Annotated in this window: 13 protein-coding genes; 11 read left to right on the top strand and 2 right to left on the bottom strand. The window is 60.8% G+C overall.

Annotated features, from left to right (window positions below; genetic code table 11):
- Window positions 1-288 precede the first annotated feature (288 nt).
- From KIO76_RS25155 to KIO76_RS25205, 11 genes are all read left to right on the top strand, one after another.
- Window positions 289-1,296, top strand: coding sequence for a TRAP transporter substrate-binding protein (locus KIO76_RS25155; RefSeq protein WP_213326312.1), 1,008 nt, complete (start codon window positions 289-291; stop codon window positions 1,294-1,296).
- 140 nt (window positions 1,297-1,436) lie between these two features.
- A complete protein-coding gene (locus tag KIO76_RS25160) occupies window positions 1,437-2,480 on the top strand; it encodes a threonine aldolase family protein (protein WP_213326313.1) in 1,044 nt (347 codons plus the stop codon).
- A gap of 14 nt (window positions 2,481-2,494) precedes the next feature.
- A complete protein-coding gene (locus KIO76_RS25165) occupies window positions 2,495-4,582 on the top strand; it encodes a hydantoinase/oxoprolinase family protein (protein ID WP_213326314.1) in 2,088 nt (695 codons plus the stop codon).
- 3 nt (window positions 4,583-4,585) lie between these two features.
- Window positions 4,586-6,238, top strand: coding sequence for a hydantoinase B/oxoprolinase family protein (locus KIO76_RS25170; RefSeq protein WP_213326315.1), 1,653 nt, complete (start codon window positions 4,586-4,588; stop codon window positions 6,236-6,238).
- 8 nt (window positions 6,239-6,246) lie between these two features.
- A complete protein-coding gene (locus tag KIO76_RS25175) occupies window positions 6,247-6,792 on the top strand; it encodes a TRAP transporter small permease (RefSeq protein WP_213326316.1) in 546 nt (181 codons plus the stop codon).
- Complete coding sequence (locus KIO76_RS25180; protein ID WP_213326317.1) at window positions 6,789-8,096, top strand: TRAP transporter large permease; 1,308 nt, start codon at window positions 6,789-6,791, stop codon at window positions 8,094-8,096. The genes KIO76_RS25175 and KIO76_RS25180 overlap by 4 nt, the downstream gene beginning before the upstream one ends.
- A 295-nt stretch (window positions 8,097-8,391) precedes the next feature.
- Window positions 8,392-9,639, top strand: coding sequence for a putative DNA modification/repair radical SAM protein (locus KIO76_RS25185; protein ID WP_213326318.1), 1,248 nt, complete (start codon window positions 8,392-8,394; stop codon window positions 9,637-9,639).
- Window positions 9,639-11,030, top strand: a complete 1,392-nt coding sequence (locus KIO76_RS25190) for a UdgX family uracil-DNA binding protein (protein WP_213327104.1) — start codon at window positions 9,639-9,641, stop codon at window positions 11,028-11,030. The genes KIO76_RS25185 and KIO76_RS25190 overlap by 1 nt, the downstream gene beginning before the upstream one ends.
- Before the next feature lie 925 nt (window positions 11,031-11,955).
- Entirely contained in the window at window positions 11,956-12,936 is a 981-nt protein-coding gene (locus KIO76_RS25195; protein ID WP_502761912.1) for an ABC transporter substrate-binding protein, read from the top strand.
- Between the two features lie 40 nt (window positions 12,937-12,976).
- Window positions 12,977-14,725: an adenylate/guanylate cyclase domain-containing protein gene (locus KIO76_RS25200; RefSeq protein WP_213326319.1), complete on the top strand. Its 1,749-nt coding sequence runs from the start codon at window positions 12,977-12,979 to the stop codon at window positions 14,723-14,725.
- A 405-nt stretch (window positions 14,726-15,130) separates the two neighbouring features.
- Window positions 15,131-17,563, top strand: a complete 2,433-nt coding sequence (locus KIO76_RS25205) for a PAS domain-containing hybrid sensor histidine kinase/response regulator family protein (protein ID WP_213326320.1) — start codon at window positions 15,131-15,133, stop codon at window positions 17,561-17,563.
- Window positions 17,564-17,736: 173 nt separating this feature from the next.
- On the opposite strand, the gene KIO76_RS25210 is transcribed toward KIO76_RS25205, so the two are convergent.
- Together KIO76_RS25210 and KIO76_RS25215 are read right to left on the bottom strand one after the other, a co-directional pair.
- On the bottom strand, window positions 17,737-19,080 hold the full coding sequence (locus KIO76_RS25210) for a GAF domain-containing protein (protein ID WP_213326321.1): 1,344 nt from the start codon (window positions 19,078-19,080) through the stop codon (window positions 17,737-17,739).
- Complete coding sequence (locus KIO76_RS25215; protein ID WP_213326322.1) at window positions 19,077-19,562, bottom strand: pyridoxamine 5'-phosphate oxidase family protein; 486 nt, start codon at window positions 19,560-19,562, stop codon at window positions 19,077-19,079. The genes KIO76_RS25210 and KIO76_RS25215 overlap by 4 nt, the downstream gene beginning before the upstream one ends.
- Window positions 19,563-19,765 lie beyond the last annotated feature (203 nt).

Consider the following 19,765-nt stretch of genomic DNA (forward strand, 5'->3'; position numbering starts at 1 on the left):
AGCTCGGTGCTGCTGATGTTGTCGCTTCCGCAATCAGACTCACTACCATGGCCCATTGATTGTCCCTTCAATCACTCAACTACACACAGCGGTGCCACCGCACGCCGACGTTCGCCCCCGCCCCGAAACCAAGTTCGCTCAGAGTCAGAACGGCTGTAAAGGGCCGCGATCCAGGGAGCTCGCAGGGCGTCAAGCATGAGATCGATGAGCAAATTATCGGGCAATCTGCAAGTTTGCCCCCCCGTGGGGCCGTGGCTAAGCTTTTTCCAACAACGAGGGGAGAACGACATGAGAAGTTTGGCTTTCAGCCTGCTGTGCACCGTATGCTCATTCGTCGGCGCAAGCGCCACGGCGGTGGCGCAGGACAAGGTGGAGTGGCGTTATTTCAGTTACTTCCCGGTCAACGACAATGCGGTGAAGCTGACTCGCCAGTTCGCCGAAGACGTCGGCGTAGCAACAAACGGTCGCTTGAAAATCAATGTCTTCGCCGCGGGCGAGTTGCCTTACAAGGCCCCCGACGTCCTGAGGGCGGTTGCCACCAACCAGGTCCAGATGGGAGACATGGCGGTCGGGTTCGCGTCTGGTGATGTGCCCGAACTGAACGTGTTGTCGCTGCCCTTCCTCTGCACTTCCTTCGACGGCTTCAAGAAGGCGATCGTCGATGTTGGTCCTGTCGTGGATCAGGTCATCGGCGACAGGTTCAAGGTCGACGTGGCGATGAACTGGACGATGCCGGCGCAGAATTTCTGGTTCAACCGGCCCATCACCAAATCTTCGGAAATCAAAAGCCTCAAGATCCGCACTTGGAACCCTGAGCAGGTGAATATGGTCCAGCTGCTGGGCGGCTCCCCGGTGTCGATTTCCTCGGCAGAAGTCATCCCGGCTCTCGAGCGCAAAGTCATTGATGGCGCCATTACCTCGGCGTTGTCAGCCAATGAGTGGCGCGCTTATGAGATCATCGACACAGGATTCATGGCCAACTTCGCCATGGGCCACCAGGTTACGATGATCAACAAGGCAGAGTTAGCTAAACTGCCCGAAGACTTACGTACGGTATTACTGCGGAAAGTCGCTGAGTGGGAGCCAAAGTATATGGAAATGGCTGCCAAGGGGGATGCGGAGGCGCGATCCAACCTTGCCGCACACCGTGTCAAGCTGGTCGAGCCGACCAGCGATGACTATGCGCGAGTCCGTGAAACAATGCTCCCCATGTGGAACGAATGGGCTAGTAAGCACGGCGAAACGGGCAAGAAGCTCCTAGGTCTGGCACGCGCCGGTTGTATCGCTGCGAACTGATCAGGTCAGCGACGTCCGGCATTGGCCAGAGTGTGTCGGACCCTGCTTCCAGCAACCATCCGAATTGCAAGACCGGGCCACCGCATGGACTCCCATGGGCACGCGCTATGGGACTTGCGTCGCCATTTGAAAACTTTCCCATGCTAGAGCCCAGGCCGTCTCACGCAATCATTGATCTGCGCAGCGATTTATTATCGCCGCCATCACCCGCGGTCTTCGAGGCGATGCAGGCTGCGCTCAAGGCACCGCCAGAGTTCACGCTTCGCAACGGTGATCATGAACGTGCTCTGGAGCAAAAGACCGCGGCACTTCTTGGCAAGGAAGACGCTTTGTTCTTTCCGACTTGCACAATGGCTAACCTCTGCGCGGCGGTTCTTGCAGGACAGCCGGGTGGACTGCTCCTCGTGCCTGAGGAGTGCCATGTACTGACCTCCGAAGAAGGCGGAGCGTCGTCCGTGGCGGGCCTGACGCCTGTTGTCCTGCGCGGCGCAATGACGGACCCGGAGATGTGGGCGAGGGCCCTCGCGCCGGGCAACGCGGCGCGGCCTTTTCCGGCACTGGTGTGGCTTGAGAACACGCACAATCGCCGGGGCGGTTCGCCCCTGCCGGCGGAACGAACCCGGATCATCGCTGAGATGGCGCATGATTGCGGCGCGCGCTCCCATCTTGACGGGGCGCGGCTCTTCAACGCGGCCGTTGCTCTCGGCGCGCGGCCGGCCGAGATCGCTTCCGGGTTCGACACTGTTTCCATCAGCTTGAACAAGGGACTCGGTGCGCCCGTGGGCGCGATGCTCGCGGGCAGCCGAGAGTTGATCGGGCAGGCATTCACGGTGCGGCAGCGGCTGGGCGGGGGCATGCGGCCCAGCGCTACGCTGTGCGCTCCTGCGCTGGCCGTGCTGGACGATTGGCCGACGATCGCGCGCGACCACGAACTTGCCGCTCTCCTATGGCGCGAGATTGGTCCCTGTCCCGAAATCGCTGAGCCGGCCACCAACATCGTGATGATCCGCCTGGCGACAGAAGGAGCCGCTGAGTTGCTGCGCAGGCAGCTCGCCGAAAACGGTGTACTCGCCCTATGCCTGGAGCCGCAGGTGTTGCGGCTTGTTGCCCATCGCGGCCTGACTGACGCCGAAATATGCCGGGCTGCTGCGCTGATCCGGGCGATCCTCAAATCCGTACGATAAACAGAGAAAAGACAGTGACCCAGCATTTCCGTATTGGCGTGGATATCGGTGGTACCTTCACCGATTTCACCCTGTTCGATGATGGCGATCGAATCGCCCGGACCCACAAGCAACTCACGACGCCGGACGATCCATCGCGGGCGGTCATCGAGGGCACCGGCACGATCACCGCTTCGGCTGGCCTGTCCCCGAAGGACGTTGGCACCATCGTCCATGGCACCACGCTGGTCACGAATGCGGTGATCGAGCGGCGCGGCGTGTCTACCGCCATGCTCGTCACGAAGGGATTTCGTGACTTGCTCGATATCGGCGCCGAGCGGCGCTACGATCTGTTCGACCTTACGATTGCCTTTCCCAAGCCCGTCGTGCCGCGAGCCTTGCGCATCGAGGTGCCTGGACGTCTTCGCTATGATGGCTCAGAGGTCATGGCTCTGGACCTTGGCGGGGTTGAGGATGCGTTGCGGCGGCTGATCGATGAGCATGGCGTCACGTCGGTGGCGATATGCTTCTTGCACTCCCATGTCGACGTCAGGCACGAGGCGACGGCGGCGGAATTCGTCGCCGCACGCTTTCCGCAGCTCTCCGTTTCCACCTCGTCGGACATTTTCCCCTTTGTGCGCGAACTCGGCCGTTGGACTACGACAACGCTCAATGCCTATGTCCAGCCTGTGGTCGATCGATACCTCGACCGCCTCGAGGATGGTCTGCGGCGGGTCGGCTTTGCAGGCAATCTGCTTGTCATGAGCTCGAGCGGCGGCACGCTGACGCCTGCGATGGCGCGGCGCTATCCCGTCCGTCTCCTGGAATCGGGCCCTGCCGCGGGCGCGTTGATGTCGGCGCGTCACGGCTCGGAGCTGGGGCTCGACAGCGTGCTGTCCTTCGACATGGGCGGCACGACTGCCAAAGGCTGTTTCGTGCGTAACGGGCGGCCGTTGAAGCGCTACGATCTTGAAGTCGCCAGAGTGCACGAATTCCGACAGGGAAGCGGACTTACCGTCAAGATTCCCGTGCTCGATATGATCGAGATCGGCGTCGGCGGTGGCAGTATCGCGCAAGTGGACGAGCGCGGGCTCATCGCGGTGGGGCCCGTAAGCGCCGGCGCCGACCCGGGGCCGGCCTGCTACATGCGCGGCGGCGCCAATCCAACTTTGACAGACGCCAACTTGCTGCTGGGTTATCTCGACGCCGGCTCGTTTCTGGGTGGCAGCATGAGGCTGGATCCTGGGGCCGCTCGTATCGCAATCGAGAAGAATCTCGCCGGCCCCATGGACGTGGACGTCATGCGCGCGGCCTTCGGCGTGCGGGAGGTGGGCTGCGAGAGTGTGGCGCGTGCGTTCCGCACCCACGCCGCAGAACAAGGCGTGGACCTGCGGAAATCTGTCATGGTGGCGTTCGGCGGCTCCGGTCCGCTGCATGGGGGGCGCGTGGCACGCAAGCTGGGAGTGCAACGGCTGGTATGCCCCAACGGCTCCGGCGTGATGTCCGCCTTCGGCTTGTTGTCCAGTCCGCTCGCCTATGAGGTCGTGCGTGCCCGGCGGCTGCCATTGGATGGGGCAGGGCTGGAGATCCTGCGCACAGAACTAGCCGCGATGACGGAGGACACGACTGCGGTGCTGGTCGCAGCTGGCGCCCCGATCAAATCGGTTGACCATGTCGTCCGTGTTGACATGCGCTATCGGGGGCAGGGCTACGAGGTGGAGGTCGAGATGATCGACCCCGATGCCAGCACGCCTGAAAAGCTGGAGCAGGCCTTCGCAGACGTCTATGCGCGCACGTTCGGACTGGCCTTTCCTGGACAGCCGGTGGAAATCGTCAATTGGAAGGTCGAGGCGATCGGCCCCGCCCCGGGAGATGGCACACAGTATCGTCTTTCGGTCCAGGCGGCGACGGCAGCGGCCCTAAAGGGTCATCGACCGGCCTGGTCGGCCGAGGCTGAAGCGATGGTGCCGCACAGCGTCTACGACCGGTACGCCCTCGCACCCGGCACGGCGATCGAAGGGCCTGCCCTCATAGAGGAGCGTGAATCAACCTGTGTCCTGGCTGCGGGTGACCGGCTGAGCGTCGATCCCAGCCTCAATCTCATCATCGACATCGGAGCCTGAGCGATGACCTATGACCCGATCACACTCGGCATTTTCTGGGACAGGCTCGTTTCGATCGCTGACGAGGTCGTGACTGCCCTGGTGCGTTCGTCCTTCTCCACCAATGTCCGCGAGAGCTACGACCTCTCTTGTGTGATTTTCGACGTGAAGGGCCGGGCGCTGACGCAGGGCACGTACAGCGTGCCATCCTTCACCGGAACCGCTCAGGCCACGCTTGCACATCTGTTGCGCGCTTTCCCGCCCGAGATGTTGCAGCCGGGTGATGTGATCATGACCAACGATCCCTGGATCGGTACCGGGCACATGTTCGACATCAACGTCATGCAGCCGATATTCCGGCATGGCCGGCTGATCGGCTATGTCATGAGTATCTCGCATCTGCCCGATGTCGGCGGCGTCGGCTACTCCGCTGTTGGTCGTGAAATCTACGAGGAAGGGCTGCGCTTGCCCCCTGTCCGCTTCGTGCGCGACGGTGTCGTTGATCCGGTGCTGCGAGCGATCATTGAATGCAACGTCAGGGTGCCTGAGCAGACGCTCGGCGACGTCATGGCCAATGTCGCGAGCACCACTGTCGGAGGACGGCGCATCAATGAGCTGATGGACGAATACGGGATCGAGGACATCCAGCCGCTGTCCGACGCTATCATCGATTTTTCCGACCGAAGCCTTCGCGCCCAGATCGCCCGTCTGCCGGACGGGACCTGGCGACACGCGATCATGGTCGAGGGAACCGACGAAGCTCTGCGGCTCGCCGCGGAAGTCACCATCAAAGGCGACGAAGTCTACGTCGATTTCTCCGGGACCTCACCTTCCCTCAAGGCGGCAATCAATGTGCCGCTCTGCTACACGAGGGCCATGACCTTCCACGCGATCAAGTGCCTGACAACACCGCGAATTCCCAACAATGCCGGATCGACGCTGGCCATTCAGGTATCAGCCCCTTCCGGCTGTGTGCTCAATGCGCTTCCGCCAAGCCCGACCGGCGGGCGGCATGTCATCGGCCATTTCGTTCAGCCGCTGCTGTTTGGGGCGCTTGCGGCGGCGCTGCCAGAGCAGGTGCAAGCCGACAGCGGTATGCTGAACGTCATCAATGTTCAGGGAAAGAACCGTGAGGGGGAGGGCGTATCGAGCATCTTCTTCGCGTCGGGCGGCTTCGGTGCCCTGGCGGGGATCGATGGCGCGGATACCACGCCGAGCCCGTCAAACATGACTGGTACGCCGGTTGAGGTGTGGGAGGAGATCTCTGGCACGCTGGTCGTCTCCAAAGCCCTTGCGCCGGATAGCGGTGGCGCGGGTCGCTTTCGCGGCGGTCTTGGCCAACGTATAGAACTCACCAACGACGGTAATGAGGTTTTGACCATCTCCTGCCTTGCCGGCCGGACTGAATTTCCGCCGGCGGGCGTACTCGGAGGGAGGTCCGGGCGGGCCCGGCGCATCGAAATCGACGGGGCCGCCGTCCATCCAAAAGGCCGCTATCTGCTGGAGCCCGGACAAATGCTTGTCACTCATGAGGCGGGCGGCGGCGGATATGGCGATCCCGCCGATCGGGCACCAGGCGCCTTGCTCCATGACATTGAGGAGGGCAGGGTGACGCCAGAAGGCGCATTGCGCGATTACGGCCTTGATGTCGCCGCGCTCGTGGCGGCTGTCCGGTGACCGGCGCCATGCGAAAGCTCGCGCTGGCCCTCAGCGCGGCTCTCCGGCCGATCGAGCGCATTGCAATTGCCATCGCGATCGTCGTGCTGCTGGCTCTGCTGGTACTAACGAACGTCGAGGTCGCCGGGCGCTACTTCCTCGGCTTCTCCACCTTGATTGCCGACGAATATGGTGGCTACGCCTACAGTTGGCTTGTGCTTCTCGGTGCGGTGCACCTTCTGCGCTCCGACAGCTACCTCTCGATGACGCTGTTCATCGACAGACTGCCGCGCTTGCGCAGCGTGATGGGCGTGGTTGCCAGTGTTCTAGGCCTTATTACAAGCCTCATCCTGCTGTGGTCGTGTTGGCAGACCTTCCACCTGTCCTGGCTGTTCGGAACGAGATCAATTCAGCCTTCCCAGACGCCACTCTATCTCCCGCAAGCGATCATGCCAGTTGGCTTCCTGATGCTGGTCTTCGCCTATTTGGAGGACATCCTCCGGCGCCTATCGGGCCTGCCGCCGCGCCGGCAGGACGACGATAAAGCAACCTGGGGCGAGGGGGACGTGGTATGAGCTGGGAGGCTAGCCTTCTCATTTACGTCGCCTTGCTCGGGGTGATGATCTCCATCGGCGTTCCGATGGCGTTGGCCATGGGCCTGACGGGTATTGTCGGGCTCACGCTCCTGCATGGCACGACGCTCTGGCCGAGCCTAGGTGACGTGGTCTGGAACTCCACAAACTCGTTCACGCTCGTTGCAGTGCCATTGTTCGTACTGATGGGTGAGGTACTGCTTAAGAGCGGTGCGGCCGAACGGTTTTATTCCGGCCTCAGTGTGTTGATGGGGCGTGTGCCCGGCGGGCTCGCGCAGTCCAACATTCTGGGCAGCGCCCTATTTTCGGCGATCAGCGGTTCATCCACCGCAACTACCCTGACTATCGGCACCGTCGCGATCCCGCAAATGCGGAAGCGCGGCTACAACGATCATCTCACCTTCGGCACCCTGACGGGCGGCGGCGCGTTGGGGAACCTTATTCCGCCGAGCATCTTTCTTCTTGTCTACGCCGCGGTCGTCCAGGCATCAGCGGTCGAGTTGTTCGTGGCGACCATCGTGCCCGGCCTTCTCGCTGTCGCGATGTTCATGGTCTATGTCGCGATCAAGGCGCGGGCGAATCCCGGCTGGGTTCCGCCGCGCGGCGAGCCCGCCGCCCCGCGCGATATCGGCCGCGCGCTCGTTGACTGCATACCGATCTCGGTGCTGATCCTGTCAATCATCGGAGGCATGTACGGCGGGATCATGACGCCGACGGAGGCTGCCGGGTTCGGTTGCCTCCTGGCGTTCGTCATCGCTGGCCTGTATCGGCGTCTCAACCTTGCAGCGATCCGCAGCGCCTGCGTGAACAGCATTTCAATCACCTGCGTGCTCTCGCTCATCATCATCAATGGCCAGATCCTCGGCCTAGCCGTTACTCACGCCGGCATAGGCGTCGGAGTCTCCAGGGCGCTCGTCGAGATGGGGCTGTCTCCGTTCATCTTTTTTACTTTTCTCTTCGTCCTGTATCTCGTCCTGGGCGCGATGCTCGAGGGCGTCTCGATGATGCTGCTCACGGTGCCGGTGCTCTATCCGACGCTCAAAGCAATGGGCTTTGATGACATCTGGTTCGGCGTGTTCCTGGTCATTCAGGCGGAGTTGGCGCAGCTTTCGCCGCCCATTGGCCTGAATCTCATTGCCGTGCAGTCGGTGGCGCGCGACGCGAAGCTGGGCCTCATCATGAGGGCAACGCTGCCATACGCGATCATGCTTAGCGGTTTATGTTTTCTTCTCTACATGCTGCCTGAGCTTGCGCTTTGGCTCCCTCAAATGATGCGGGGACAATAACGACAGCGCGTGATCCACAGTGAGGCCGGCATTGACTTGCCCTCGACACCGGCGGAGCCAAAGCTAATTCCCATTTGCGGCCTTCACGGTTTCGCGCGTTTTGTTGACGATATCGGCGTCGTCGACTCGGTTATTGGCCGGCCTTTCCTGTCAAAACGCAAGCGCTCGGTGGAGCCGAGCCTGCTCCATCTCGAATGAGAACAAAAAAAGAACATTATTGTCCCCCAAAGGTGACAAAGCCGGCCGACGGCTAGTCCTTCTTGAACGAACGAGTCCGACGAAAAGGTAGGGTTCGATGCCACACCTCAGCCTCGCTGAGAAACTGTCAATTCTCGCCGACGCGGCCAAGTATGATGCGTCTTGCGCCTCATCTGGCGCCAAACAGCGAAATTCGCGCGATGGCAAGGGCATCGGCTCCACCTCCGGCAATGGCATCTGCCATGCCTATGCTCCTGACGGACGGTGTATCAGCCTGCTCAAAGTTCTGCTGACGAATAGTTGCACCTTCGACTGTCATTACTGCATCAATCGGAGTTCCTCGAACGTCCGCCGCGCGCGTTTTACCGTCGACGAAATCGTTGATCTGACGCTGGATTTCTATCGTCGGAATTATATAGAAGGACTTTTCCTCTCATCCGGCATCATTAATACGCCGGATTACACAATGGAACAAATCGTCAGAGTGGCCAAGGCGCTGCGCGAAGATCACGATTTCCGCGGCTATATTCACCTCAAGACGATTCCTGACGCGGCAGCAGACTTGGTGACCCAAGCCGGGCGTTATGCCGATCGCGTCTCCATCAACGTCGAGCTTCCCACCACGGGCGGGCTTCGGCGGCTGGCACCCGACAAGTCGGAGAAGCGGATAGAGGGCGCGATGGCCAAGATGCGCTCCGCGATCGACGAGGGGCGGGATGCCCGCAAGCGTTATCGTTCCGCGCCGAATTTCGCCCCCGCTGGCCAGTCCACGCAGATGATCATCGGCGCCGATGCAGCAACCGATCGGGAGATCGTGTCGCGCGCTGCCATGCTCTACGACCGCTTCGACTTACGCCGTGTGTACTACTCGGCCTTCAGCCCTATCCCAGACGCGAGTGCCGTCTTGCCTCTCAAGCGGCCGCCCTTGATGCGGGAACACCGTCTATATCAGTCCGACTGGCTGATCCGCTTTTATCAATACTCGCCCCAGGAGGTAAAAGCGGCGGCCGATCCCGACACGGGTATGCTTCCGCTTCACATTGATCCCAAGCTTGCGTGGGCGCTGAGATTCCGGGAGAATTTTCCGGTGGACGTCAATCACGCGTCCCGAAGAATGCTGCTGCGCATCCCCGGACTTGGTGTAAAGGCGGTCGACTCAATCCTGGCAGCGCGCCGTTGTCATAAGCTGAGGCTTGACGATGTTGCGCGCCTCACAACGTCGTTGAAGAAGATTCTCCCCTTCATCATCGCTGTGGATTGGAAGCCAGTGGCGCTGGGAGATCGGGAAAACCTTCTTCCGCATCTCGTCGCAAAGCCGAACCAGCTTGAGCTTTTTGCATCTTGATGCGCGTGATCTGCCTCGATGCCGAAGACGATTTCGAGGGGTGGCGCAGGGCCGCTCGGTCTCTTGCTACGCGGCGAGTTCCTGCACACGAGGTCCTTTGGCGCGTTGGCGACCAATCTGGGGATTTGTTCGGCCGGACGGTCGACGAGGCGAACAGCACCGCACCCATTGCCGTATCGCGTGACTTCCTGGCGCTTTCGCGTCTGGCGATCTTGCACAGGGATCCCGAGCGGTTCTCTCTGCTTTACGCCCTTTTGCTGCGCATTCTAGATGAGCCGTACTCCCTCCATAATCCCGCTGATCGGCAGGTGCGCCGCGTCGAAGCACTGCATCGCTCCGTCAGGCGGGATATTCACAAGATGCGTGCCTTTCTGCGTTTTCGTGAAGCCGGCGAAGGCGAGATGAGGCGCTTCGTAGCGTGGTTCGAGCCCGAACATCATATCGTCCGCGCCAATGGCGCCTTCTTCGTCGAGCGCTTCACCAATATGCGGTGGTCGATCCTCTCTCCTAAAGGATCGATCCATTGGAGTGGCAGCACTCTGTCCGAAGGGCCGGCCGCGCAACGCAACGAGGCTATGGGCGACGACCCTGTCGAGGCGGTGTGGAAGGCCTACTATGCGGCAATCTTCAACCCCGCGAGGCTCATGCCGGATGCAATGCTGAAGGAGATGCCGAAGAAATACTGGAAGAACATGCCGGAGACGGCGCTTATTCCCTCTATGATCGCTGGCGCGCGTGAGCGCGAGCGCGGAATGCTTGAAGAGACGCGTACGGCACCGGTTGGCAAACACGGAGCCGAGACCATCGAGCGGCTGCGCGAGGAGGCGCGGTCCTGCCGACGCTGCCCGCTCTGGAGGCCGGCGACACAAACAGTTTTCGGCGAAGGACCACACGACGCAAAGATCATGATCGTGGGGGAGCAGCCGGGGGACCAGGAAGATCGAGCCGGGAAAGTCTTCGTTGGTCCGGCGGGACGGGTTTTCGACCGCGCGCTGCTCGCCGCCGGCATTGACCGCGCTGGCGTCTATGTCACGAATGCCGTCAAACATTTCAAATTCGAGCTGCGGGGAAAGCGGCGTATTCATGCACGCCCTGGTGCGGGTGAAATCGAAGCGTGTCGCTGGTGGGTTGACCAGGAACGCGCGATCGTGCGGCCGAAGCTTGTTATTGCTATGGGCGCTACGGCCGTCCGCGCGTTAACTGGGCGGACAATGCCGGTCGGCTCCGCCCGAGGTAAGTCGCTTACCCTTGGAGACGGAACGCGGGCGTGGATAACGGTGCACCCGAGCTATCTGCTGCGCCTTTCCTCTCCGGCTGAAGCCGAGGGGGCGTTCTCACAATACGTGGCCGACCTGCGCGCGGCGGTTGCGAGCATGACCGATATTGATTGAAATCATGAGGCTTGGCAGCCTAATCGAAGCACCAAGTTGCTGTGAGCCATAGCGAATGGTCGCGCGAACGCAACGGCGTGGCGCTGCGGATGGCCGCTAAGTGAAGGCTACGACTATCCCTTTTCAGCCTCGACGTACGGCGTTCAGAATGTTGCGAATCGTATGGGCCAGTTTCTCAACGTCAAAGGGTTTGACAATCATGTCCATCCCTTGAGCTAAGAAGTCTGTTCTAGTGACCGCGTTTGCGGGCTAGCCCGTCATGAAGAGTATCTTCAAGCCCGGAATTCGCTCGCGCGCGAAGTCTGCAAGTTGCAGGCCATTCATCCTGGCAAGCCCACGTCAGATATCAGCAAATCGACGTGGATGCCACTGTCCAATATTGCGAGCGCCGCATTCCGAGTGCCGATGGGCAGCAAAATCGCGCGGCTTATATTATTAATAAGAACAATAATTTCCGATATTCCTAATTCAACGATCACCCGGCGGCATATTCATGCTGTAAGCTGCCCAGAAACTGATCGACGCGGTCACACGCCCAAAGGTGGGTAATACATTCATCAGCAGCCTACAGCTCTTTTGGTGACGAAATTTGAAGGCAGAGGTCTGACCGGAGGTCTGAGGTCGGCAGGCCCAGGGCCACCATAACGGCGAAGGGCACCGCCGACACTCTGTTGCCAGTGCCAGTCTGGTCGGCCGCTCGGCCGTTGTCATGCGGCCGCCAACCAACAGGGCGGAATTCTGTGAACCAAAGTACCGCATAACACTGAGGCAACCCTCGTTCGAATGTGACTTTCGCCGATATCGCGAGGCCGTTATGGTATGCCAGATATGGGTGAGTTCACCACGTGGGGCGGCAGCGATGTCGGTGGTAAGCTGTGACGGCCAAGCGCTGCGTCTCCTGAGCAGTGATCACGCGGTGGTCCGGATCGGACGGCGCGCGTTTCTTGCTTCGCTGGTGCTCGTTTCTGCGGGGGCGGGGAATGCCCGCGCGCAACAGTCCGCGATGCCAGTGATCGGTTATCTCGGGCCGGAGACACCGGAACGCACTGCCAGTCGGCTCACTGCCTTCAGGGAAGGGCTGGCTGAGGCTGGTTATGTCGACGGGCGAAATGTCGCGATCATTTCTCGCTGGGCGGACGGGCAGTATGCCAAACTGCCCGCGCTCGCGCGCGAGCTCGTCGCCAACAATGTGACGCTTCTGGTTGCTCCCGGCGGCGCGGAGGTCGCGCTGGCTGCCAAATCGGCAGCCGGAAACATCCCGATCGTCTTTGAACTCGGTGGTGACCCTGTTGCGCTTGGTCTGGTGAGCAGCCTCGCCCGGCCGGGCGGGACGATGACAGGCGTCACCAGCCTGAGCGTCGAAGTTTCGCGCAAGCGGCTCGAGTTCATGAGTGAACTGCTGCCGACCGCCAAGCTGTTCGTAGTTGCGGCTAATCCGACCAGCCCGACGGTCAATTCCCAGTTGAAGAATCTCGACGCGGCCGCCGTTGCGCTCGGTCTGGAGCTCCGTGTCGTCAACGCAAGTCGCTCGGACGAGTTCGAGGGGATCTTCACGACGGCCCGGTCGATCGGGGCGGGAGGCGTCGTTTTTACCTCTGACCCCTACTTCGCCTACAGAAGTGCGCGGCTTGCTGAACTCGCTACGCGCCATGCCGTCCCGGCGATCACGCAGGCACTCGATTTTCCGGTGGCCGGCGGGCTGATGAGCTATGGTGGAGATTTCCGGCAGTCGCATCGGCACACCGGAATTTATACCGGACGGATCCTCAAGGGGGAGAAGCCGGCCGACCTGCCGGTCCAGCGGGTTACGAAAGTGGAGTTCTTCATCAACCTCAAGGCTGCTCAGGCGTTGGGACTGACGGTTCCCCCTTCGCTGCTGAGCAGCGCAGACGTGGTAATCGAATAAATTTCGGGGGAACGGCCCGCTGGGAAGGCGATGAACATCGATGGCGTCCGATGCACCGAAGCCTCCCCGAAAGTTGCTGTTCGCGAAATATTTCGTCGCAATGTTCGCGGCCGTGGTCGTGCCTCTCCTGGTCGCGGGGGCCAGCGAGGCATGGCTCGGCTATCGCGACCAGCGAGCCCGACTGAGCGAGCTGCTTTCTCTGGAGGCGCGCCTCGCGGCCGCCGAAATCCAGAATTTTCTCGAGGGTATTTCTGCCCAGCTGACATGGATGGTTCATTTGCCCTGGTCTTCGGGCGCCGATGAGCGGCGAAGACTGGATGGACTGCGTCTATTGCGCCAAGTGCCTTCGATCATGAGCCTCCGTTTGATCGACGGCGGCGGAAAGGAACGGCTTTTTGTCTCCCGCATCGGCCTCAACCGGGTCGAAAGCGGTGAGGATTTTGCCAGCGATCCTTCCGTCGTGGGTGCGGCAGGGCAGCGTGTCTGGTTGGGGCCCGTGACCTTTCAAGGCGGCTCGGAGCCGTTCATGACTGTTGCCGTCGCAGGCAACCGTTCTGCTGTCGGCACCGCAGTCGCAGAGGTCAATCTAAAGTTCATCTGGGAAGTCATCTCCGCCATCAGAGTCGGCCGAACCGGCGAGGCTTACGTCCTCGACCGGCCCGGAAGGCTGGTTGCGCACCCCGATATAAGTCTCGTCCTGCGCGCGGATGAAAGCGCTGTCCGGCCCCTGCAGCTTCTGCGCGCCGCCGCCGCCGCACAAGCCGGACAGGCGATTGCTGGACGTGATCTCGATGGCCAAATGGTGATGGCCGCCATGGCGACCATCCCAATGGCGGACTGGAGTGTCATTGCCAAGCAGCCGCTCGCCGAAGCGCTTGGTCCGATCTATGGGGCGCTATGGCGGACCGGCATCCTCCTCGTGGCGAGCGCTATCCTTGCTGCTTTGCTTGCCTACTGGCTGACACAGCGGATGGTCGGTCCCATCCGCTTGCTTGAGGATGGCGTCGCCCGAATTGGCGCGGGTGAGTTCGGACACCGTATTCATCTCACCACAGGTGATGAACTCGAGCGTCTAGCGGAGCGCCTCAACGACATGGCGGGCGAGCTCGCCCTTTCGCAAGAGCGTTCGGAACGGATTGGCCGTCTCAAACGCTTTTTGGCGCCTCAAGTCGCGGAGCTTGTCGACCAGGCCGGTGACGACCGCGTGCTCGATGGACGGCGCGTCGAAGTTGTTGTGGTGTTTTGCGATCTTCGCGGTTTCACTGCATTTTCGGCCCGGGCTGCGCCCGAAGTCATCATTAGCGCGCTCAGCGCATACTACGATGCGCTTGATCGGGTCATTGCGGCGCACGGCGCGACACTCATCAGCTTCCTGGGCGACGGTGTCATGGTTCTCGTGAACGCTCCTGTGGCTTGCTCGGACCCAGCTCTTCGCGCTGTAACCATGGCTTGCGAGATGCAAGCGGGGGTCCGACAGCTCTTGTCCGAATGGCGTAAGGCGGGGCATGAGCTCGGTTTCGGCGTCGGACTAGCCATGGGACCGGCCACAGTCGGCCGGATTGGGTCCGAAGGTCGCTTCGACTATACGGCAATTGGAAATGTCGTAAATCTTGCGGCGCGTCTCTGTGCAAGTGCGAAGGACGGTGAAATCCTCGTTGATCGCGAGGCGGCTCATGCTGTTGGAACAGCCGTTGTTCTGGTCGAGCAGGAGGCGAGGGCGCTCAAAGGTTTCGACCAGCGTGTCCCGGTCTTTGCGGTTGGCGCGTCGCCCTCCAACGCGCCAGCTTAAAGAATGAGCGGGTTGTAGGTGGTCATCCACGTGTTGATCGCAGCCTGCGTTCAATCCATTCTCGTCAAGAGTAAGAAATTCGGAAAGTTGTATTTTCTGATAGATGATGCAAAGGGACTTCTGGCTAGAAGCCCCGGCTTCGTTGCAGGGTGCACACCCGAATAAGACAATCGCCTGTGGTTCCCGCGGCTTTCCTTGTAGATCGCAGATCACGCGGGAACGCTGCTGGAGCGAAAGGTAGCTGGCCTCAGCACCGTTTTCCCGCAGGAGCATAGAGCTGATCGCGCAGAACGTGACACGAGATCGCGTCAGCCACGCGACGCCGCGAACCAAATGGCCTGAACGACGTTTCTAACGGTGACGAGGCAGTGGCTTTGGCCGCTCGACAAGAACGCGGAGCTTCGATTGGCCAGCTACACGTCAGGATTACAGGAGGTTTTCCCCGGCTCAAGCGAAATGAGCCGGATGATGAAGGAGCATGACTGGTCTGCGAGCGCGTTAGGTGCCCCCGAGCATTGGCCCGATGGTTTGAAGATTCCGCTTCGCATGCTGCTGACCTCGCGCTTTGAGATGTGGCTCGGTTGGGGGAGCGATCTCAACTTCTTCTACAATGACGCCTATATTCCGACCCTCGGGATCAAGCATCCCTCAATGCTGGGAAAGCCCTTCCGTGAAGTGTGGGCCGAAGTTTACGACGATGTGGCCGATCAGGTTGCGCGGGTGAAACAGGGTCAATCGACCTGGAACGATGCGCTGTTACTTCTGCTCGAGCGGCATGGTTATCCAGAGGAAACCTATCACAGCTTCTCCTATAGCCCCCTTTACGGACTCGGTGGCGGGGTCGACGGCATGCTGTGTATCGTCAGCGAGGTCACCGCACGGGTCATCAATGAGCGCCGGCTGAACACGATACGCACGTTGGGGATGGAACTGGTCAGTGCATCAACAGAGGACGCGGTATGCCAGGCCGTTTGCGACAATCTCAAAACCAATCGCCGTGATTTCCCATTTTCACTGCTTTATGTCGGCGAAGGTCATGGGCAGCGCGGGGTAGCTTCCACCGAAGACGCTGCCTCGCTGCTGCAGCGGACATGGCCGATGGAAGCTTCGCATGATCGCCCGGTGACGATCGATCTGCCGCCACACGAAAAATTTCCTCATGGAGCCTGGGCAATCCCGCCGCGGCAGGCGCTGATCGTTGCCATCCCCGGTGCGGGGGGGCGTCGGCCGGTCGGGCAATTGGTTCTTGGCCTCAATCCCTATCGCCGGAAGGACGAAGATCTTGCGGCACTCGCGCTGATGCTTGCCGGCCAGATCAGTGGCGCGCTTGCCGCCGTAGCGGCCCTGGTCGCAGAACGGCGCCGCGCTGATCAGATCTGGACTTGTTCGCGCGATCTGTTGGTGACAATCGGACCAGATGGCATCTTCCAGTCAGTCAGCCCCGCCTGGACCCGCATTCTGGGCCATGACACCAATCAGGTTGTCGGGCGTCATTTCCAAGAGTTTTTGCTCCCCGCCGACAGGCAAAGCACAAAGGTCGCCCTTAGCCGTGCCGCCTCCGGTGCCGATCTGACTTCTTTTGAAAACCGATACCAGACAGCAAGGGGAGAGATCAGGTGGATTTCGTGGCACACGGCTAGGGAAGGCGAGCTGGTTTATGGCTATGGCCGTGATATCACCGAGCAGAAGCTGAATGCGGAAGCGCTCGCGTCCGCGGAGAACGCCCTGCGACAGTCGCAAAGGATGGAGGCGGTTGGGCAGCTCACGGGCGGCGTTGCCCACGACTTCAACAATCTTCTGGTGGCAATCATCGCCAACCTAGATCTCCTGAGGCGTCACGTGCCGAAGGACGCCAAAACGACCAGGCTGATCGACGGCGCAATTCAAGGTGCCAATCGGGGCGCCTCCCTGACGCAAAGGTTACTCGCCTTCGCGCGCCGCCAGGAGTTGGCGTTGGCGTCGATAGACGTTACAGCTCTGGTCAAGGGCGTTCGCGAACTCATAACGAAGTCGGTCGGGCCGAATATCGAAGTCCGATACGAGTTGGATCCCGCCATACCCCCCGTTCTTGCCGACGTGAATCAGGTCGAGCTGGCGCTGCTGAACCTGGTAGTCAATGCGCGTGACGCGCTTCCCCACGGCGGTCGCGTGACGATCTCGACGAGCCGCGTCTCTCTCGTGAGCGATGAGGACCTAGCTGACGGCATTTATGTTTGTCTCGCGGTGACCGACAACGGGACCGGTATGGACGCTGAGACGCTTGCCAAGGCGACCGAGCCCTTTTTCTCGACCAAGGAACTGGGCAAGGGTACAGGGCTGGGGCTTTCGATGATCCTCGGCCTCGCGCTTCAGCTTGAGGGCGGATTGCGCCTCCACAGCAAGCCTGGCGAAGGAGCACGCGCGGAGCTTCTGCTGCCCCTTACCGAAATCCCGAAACAAGTGTCGTCACCACCGGTCACGGAAGGGAAAATGAACAAAGCGACATCACAACGATCGATCCTCGTGGTTGACGATGACCCCCTGATTGCGATGAGCACGGTGGACATGCTGGAAGACCTTGGTCATAGGGTCACGGAAGCGAACTCGGCGATGCAGGCAATCGAATTGGTCCAGAGCGGCGAGCGCTTCGACCTCGTCATAACGGACTACTCGATGCCGAAGATGAACGGTGGGCAACTCGCCGAAGCCCTCCGACAAATCGAGCCCGAGCTGCCGATCATGCTCGCGACAGGATATGCGGAGTTGCCCCCAGGGAGCGAGCTTGATCTCCCTCGGCTGGCGAAGCCTTATGACCAGAGCCAACTCCAGCGGGAAATCGTCAAACTTCTGGGATGTTGACGGACATGGGACGCTCGCGTCCACCCGCCAGCCCCGGCTTTACGACGTCTTGAGATTGGCAACACGAAAACCGCAAAGTTGGAGCTTCCGTTGGTTGTCACCTGGTGAGATTGATCAGAGGAGTCAGCCACCGCGCGAGCATTCGAACAAGCCCCCGACACCATCTTGTGCCGTTAGTCCTGTGCAGGGTGGAGCCGGAGGCGTCCCTCCGCCTGGAGGCGAACGCGACCTCTGCCTACCCGAACGATCTGGATCGGACTTCGCTTTTCCTCGAGCCGACGGCGGAGGAGCAACAGTCTGGTTTCGAGATTGTCCTTGATGTCCGGCATCCGCGCGCCGGCGGCGAGGCGCAGTTCGCGGTTCGTGAACTCGCTTCGCCCCTCGTCTTGGTGCCGTTCGACCATCAGACGCAGCAGGGTGCCCGCGACGCCCTTCACGATGTAGGTGCCATCAATGAAAATGCTGTCGTCGAAGCGATGATGCGCGACGCGGATCTCTCGTCCGGCAGTGGTAGCTTCGGAGCCTGCGGTCGCCCGCCTCGGTTCTGAGGCAGCCAATTCCAGTTCGTTTGCACGCAGGGCGCTTGCCGCTTGGCACGCCAGGATTTCGAGGGCGGCCTCGTCTTCATCTCGAAAGGCCAGGCGCTTGTCGCTCTCAACGAAGAGCACGCCCGTCACCGTGCCGCGGACGGCCATGGGAACGGCAATTTGGCTCATTGCGGAAGGCAAGCGAGGAAAGGCGACAGTGCGCGTGGAGTTCTCTGCGGCCTCTGTTTCACGGCCGATTGCTTCGCCGAAGCGGCGCACGCGGCTCATGTCGTTAACCTTTATTGTCTGGCCGCTAGTTGCGGCTGCGCCGATCAGCCCGTCGCCGCCTGAAATCTCCGATCCTAATCCCGATTGCTCGTAGCCGGTGCTGCCGGTGGTCATCAGGCAGCCGCGCTGGCAGTCATGCATGAGCACGAGCGCGTTGCTGTGTCCGAGTACGCTTTCGACGCCGCGGAGCAAAGCATCGATGATCTCTTCAGCCTCTGTCTGCTGCTCGATGAGCTTGATCGCCGCCGACAGGGCAGGCAGGCTGATGGAATCGCGGCCGGCTGGCGACGACGGAGTTCCGGCTGGATTGGGGACCTTCTCGATGCCGTGCACACGAAAAATATCTGCGCTTCGCAGCCGCATGACTTCCGACATGCCGATCTGCGCGCTACTCGCCTTGAGCTGGCGTGCGATCTTGTCGAAGAGCACACCGGCGTCGAGAGAACGCACAAAGCTGATCTCGAGCAGGAACTGGTCGCCCGTAAAGCCGTCAACGAGGATCAGTGTAACCTTGGGATTGGCGCGAATATTCGCCGCCGTCTTGGCAAAGAACTGGTTGGAGAGCGCGACATGGTCTTCGTCAACCCGTACCACGTGGGAGAGATAGGAGATATTGGGCGTGCCGTCGGCTGCGGCAGTGGCGATGATGGAGGGAATGACACCCTCGAAACACGCCGAAAGGTCAGAAAGGCGCAGGCTCATGGGGACCTCGCGCCCGCACGCATACCTGCAAGCGGGCCAGGCGTCTGGACGTAGGTCTCGCTGACTTCGAGCTGAATGACGCGGGCCTCACGAGCCGTTAGCCATGGTGCAATCAGATGTCGGGAAACACCGAGTGATTCAAGCTCGTTCGTCGCCGCAGCTATGAAAAGGTCGGCACGATCAAGGTCGGTCGCCTCCACATCCCTCATGATGCCGCGCCCCTTCAGTTGGAAGCTGACATAGTCCGAAGGGCTGACGAAGGTAGCGGCGATCCGCGCTGTCTGCCGGATGTTCGCTTCGAGCCGCGGCCATTGCCAGGCCGAGAAGATGATCTCGATCGCCTCTTCTTTTTCCAGAAGGCGTAGGCCAACGCCACGCCCCGCAGATGGGAGCCCCGCGGGATCAACACCCGCGATGATGCACATCAGCGGCCGCTTGAAGAATTCGAGAAGATTGTCGTCAAGGCGCACCGCTTGCCCCATCGCTGCCTCAGCCTACTTAGCAAATTTTTAGGAATTCAGGCAGGCTTTGCACATTCATTTAGGAACGGTCGTTTCTTAAGAGCGCTATAGAGGGCCAGCACGGCGGGCAAGCGCGGAGATATAAAACACGCAGTGTAGGGGATAGGGGATGCGCCCAAGCAGGCGTTCTCCTGCTGCACAGTCAAGGTCCAGCGACAAGCCAA

The sequence above is a fragment of the Chelatococcus sp. YT9 genome, from assembly GCF_018398315.1.
Taxonomy (GTDB): domain Bacteria; phylum Pseudomonadota; class Alphaproteobacteria; order Rhizobiales; family Beijerinckiaceae; genus Chelatococcus.

Excerpts from the sequence above, each read along its gene's own strand:
- KIO76_RS25215 (WP_213326322.1), bottom strand. The coding sequence starts at position 19,562 with ATGGGGCAAGCGGTGCGCCTTGACGACAATCTTCTCGAATTCTTCAAG.
- KIO76_RS25200 (WP_213326319.1), top strand. The coding sequence starts at position 12,977 with ATGGCGTCCGATGCACCGAAGCCTCCCCGAAAGTTGCTGTTCGCGAAA.
- KIO76_RS25170 (WP_213326315.1), top strand. The coding sequence starts at position 4,586 with ATGACCTATGACCCGATCACACTCGGCATTTTCTGGGACAGGCTCGTT.
- KIO76_RS25160 (WP_213326313.1), top strand. The coding sequence starts at position 1,437 with ATGCTAGAGCCCAGGCCGTCTCACGCAATCATTGATCTGCGCAGCGAT.
- KIO76_RS25155 (WP_213326312.1), top strand. The coding sequence starts at position 289 with ATGAGAAGTTTGGCTTTCAGCCTGCTGTGCACCGTATGCTCATTCGTC.
- KIO76_RS25190 (WP_213327104.1), top strand. The coding sequence starts at position 9,639 with ATGCGCGTGATCTGCCTCGATGCCGAAGACGATTTCGAGGGGTGGCGC.
- KIO76_RS25180 (WP_213326317.1), top strand. The coding sequence starts at position 6,789 with ATGAGCTGGGAGGCTAGCCTTCTCATTTACGTCGCCTTGCTCGGGGTG.
- KIO76_RS25210 (WP_213326321.1), bottom strand. The coding sequence starts at position 19,080 with ATGAGCCTGCGCCTTTCTGACCTTTCGGCGTGTTTCGAGGGTGTCATT.
- KIO76_RS25175 (WP_213326316.1), top strand. The coding sequence starts at position 6,247 with ATGCGAAAGCTCGCGCTGGCCCTCAGCGCGGCTCTCCGGCCGATCGAG.
- KIO76_RS25185 (WP_213326318.1), top strand. The coding sequence starts at position 8,392 with ATGCCACACCTCAGCCTCGCTGAGAAACTGTCAATTCTCGCCGACGCG.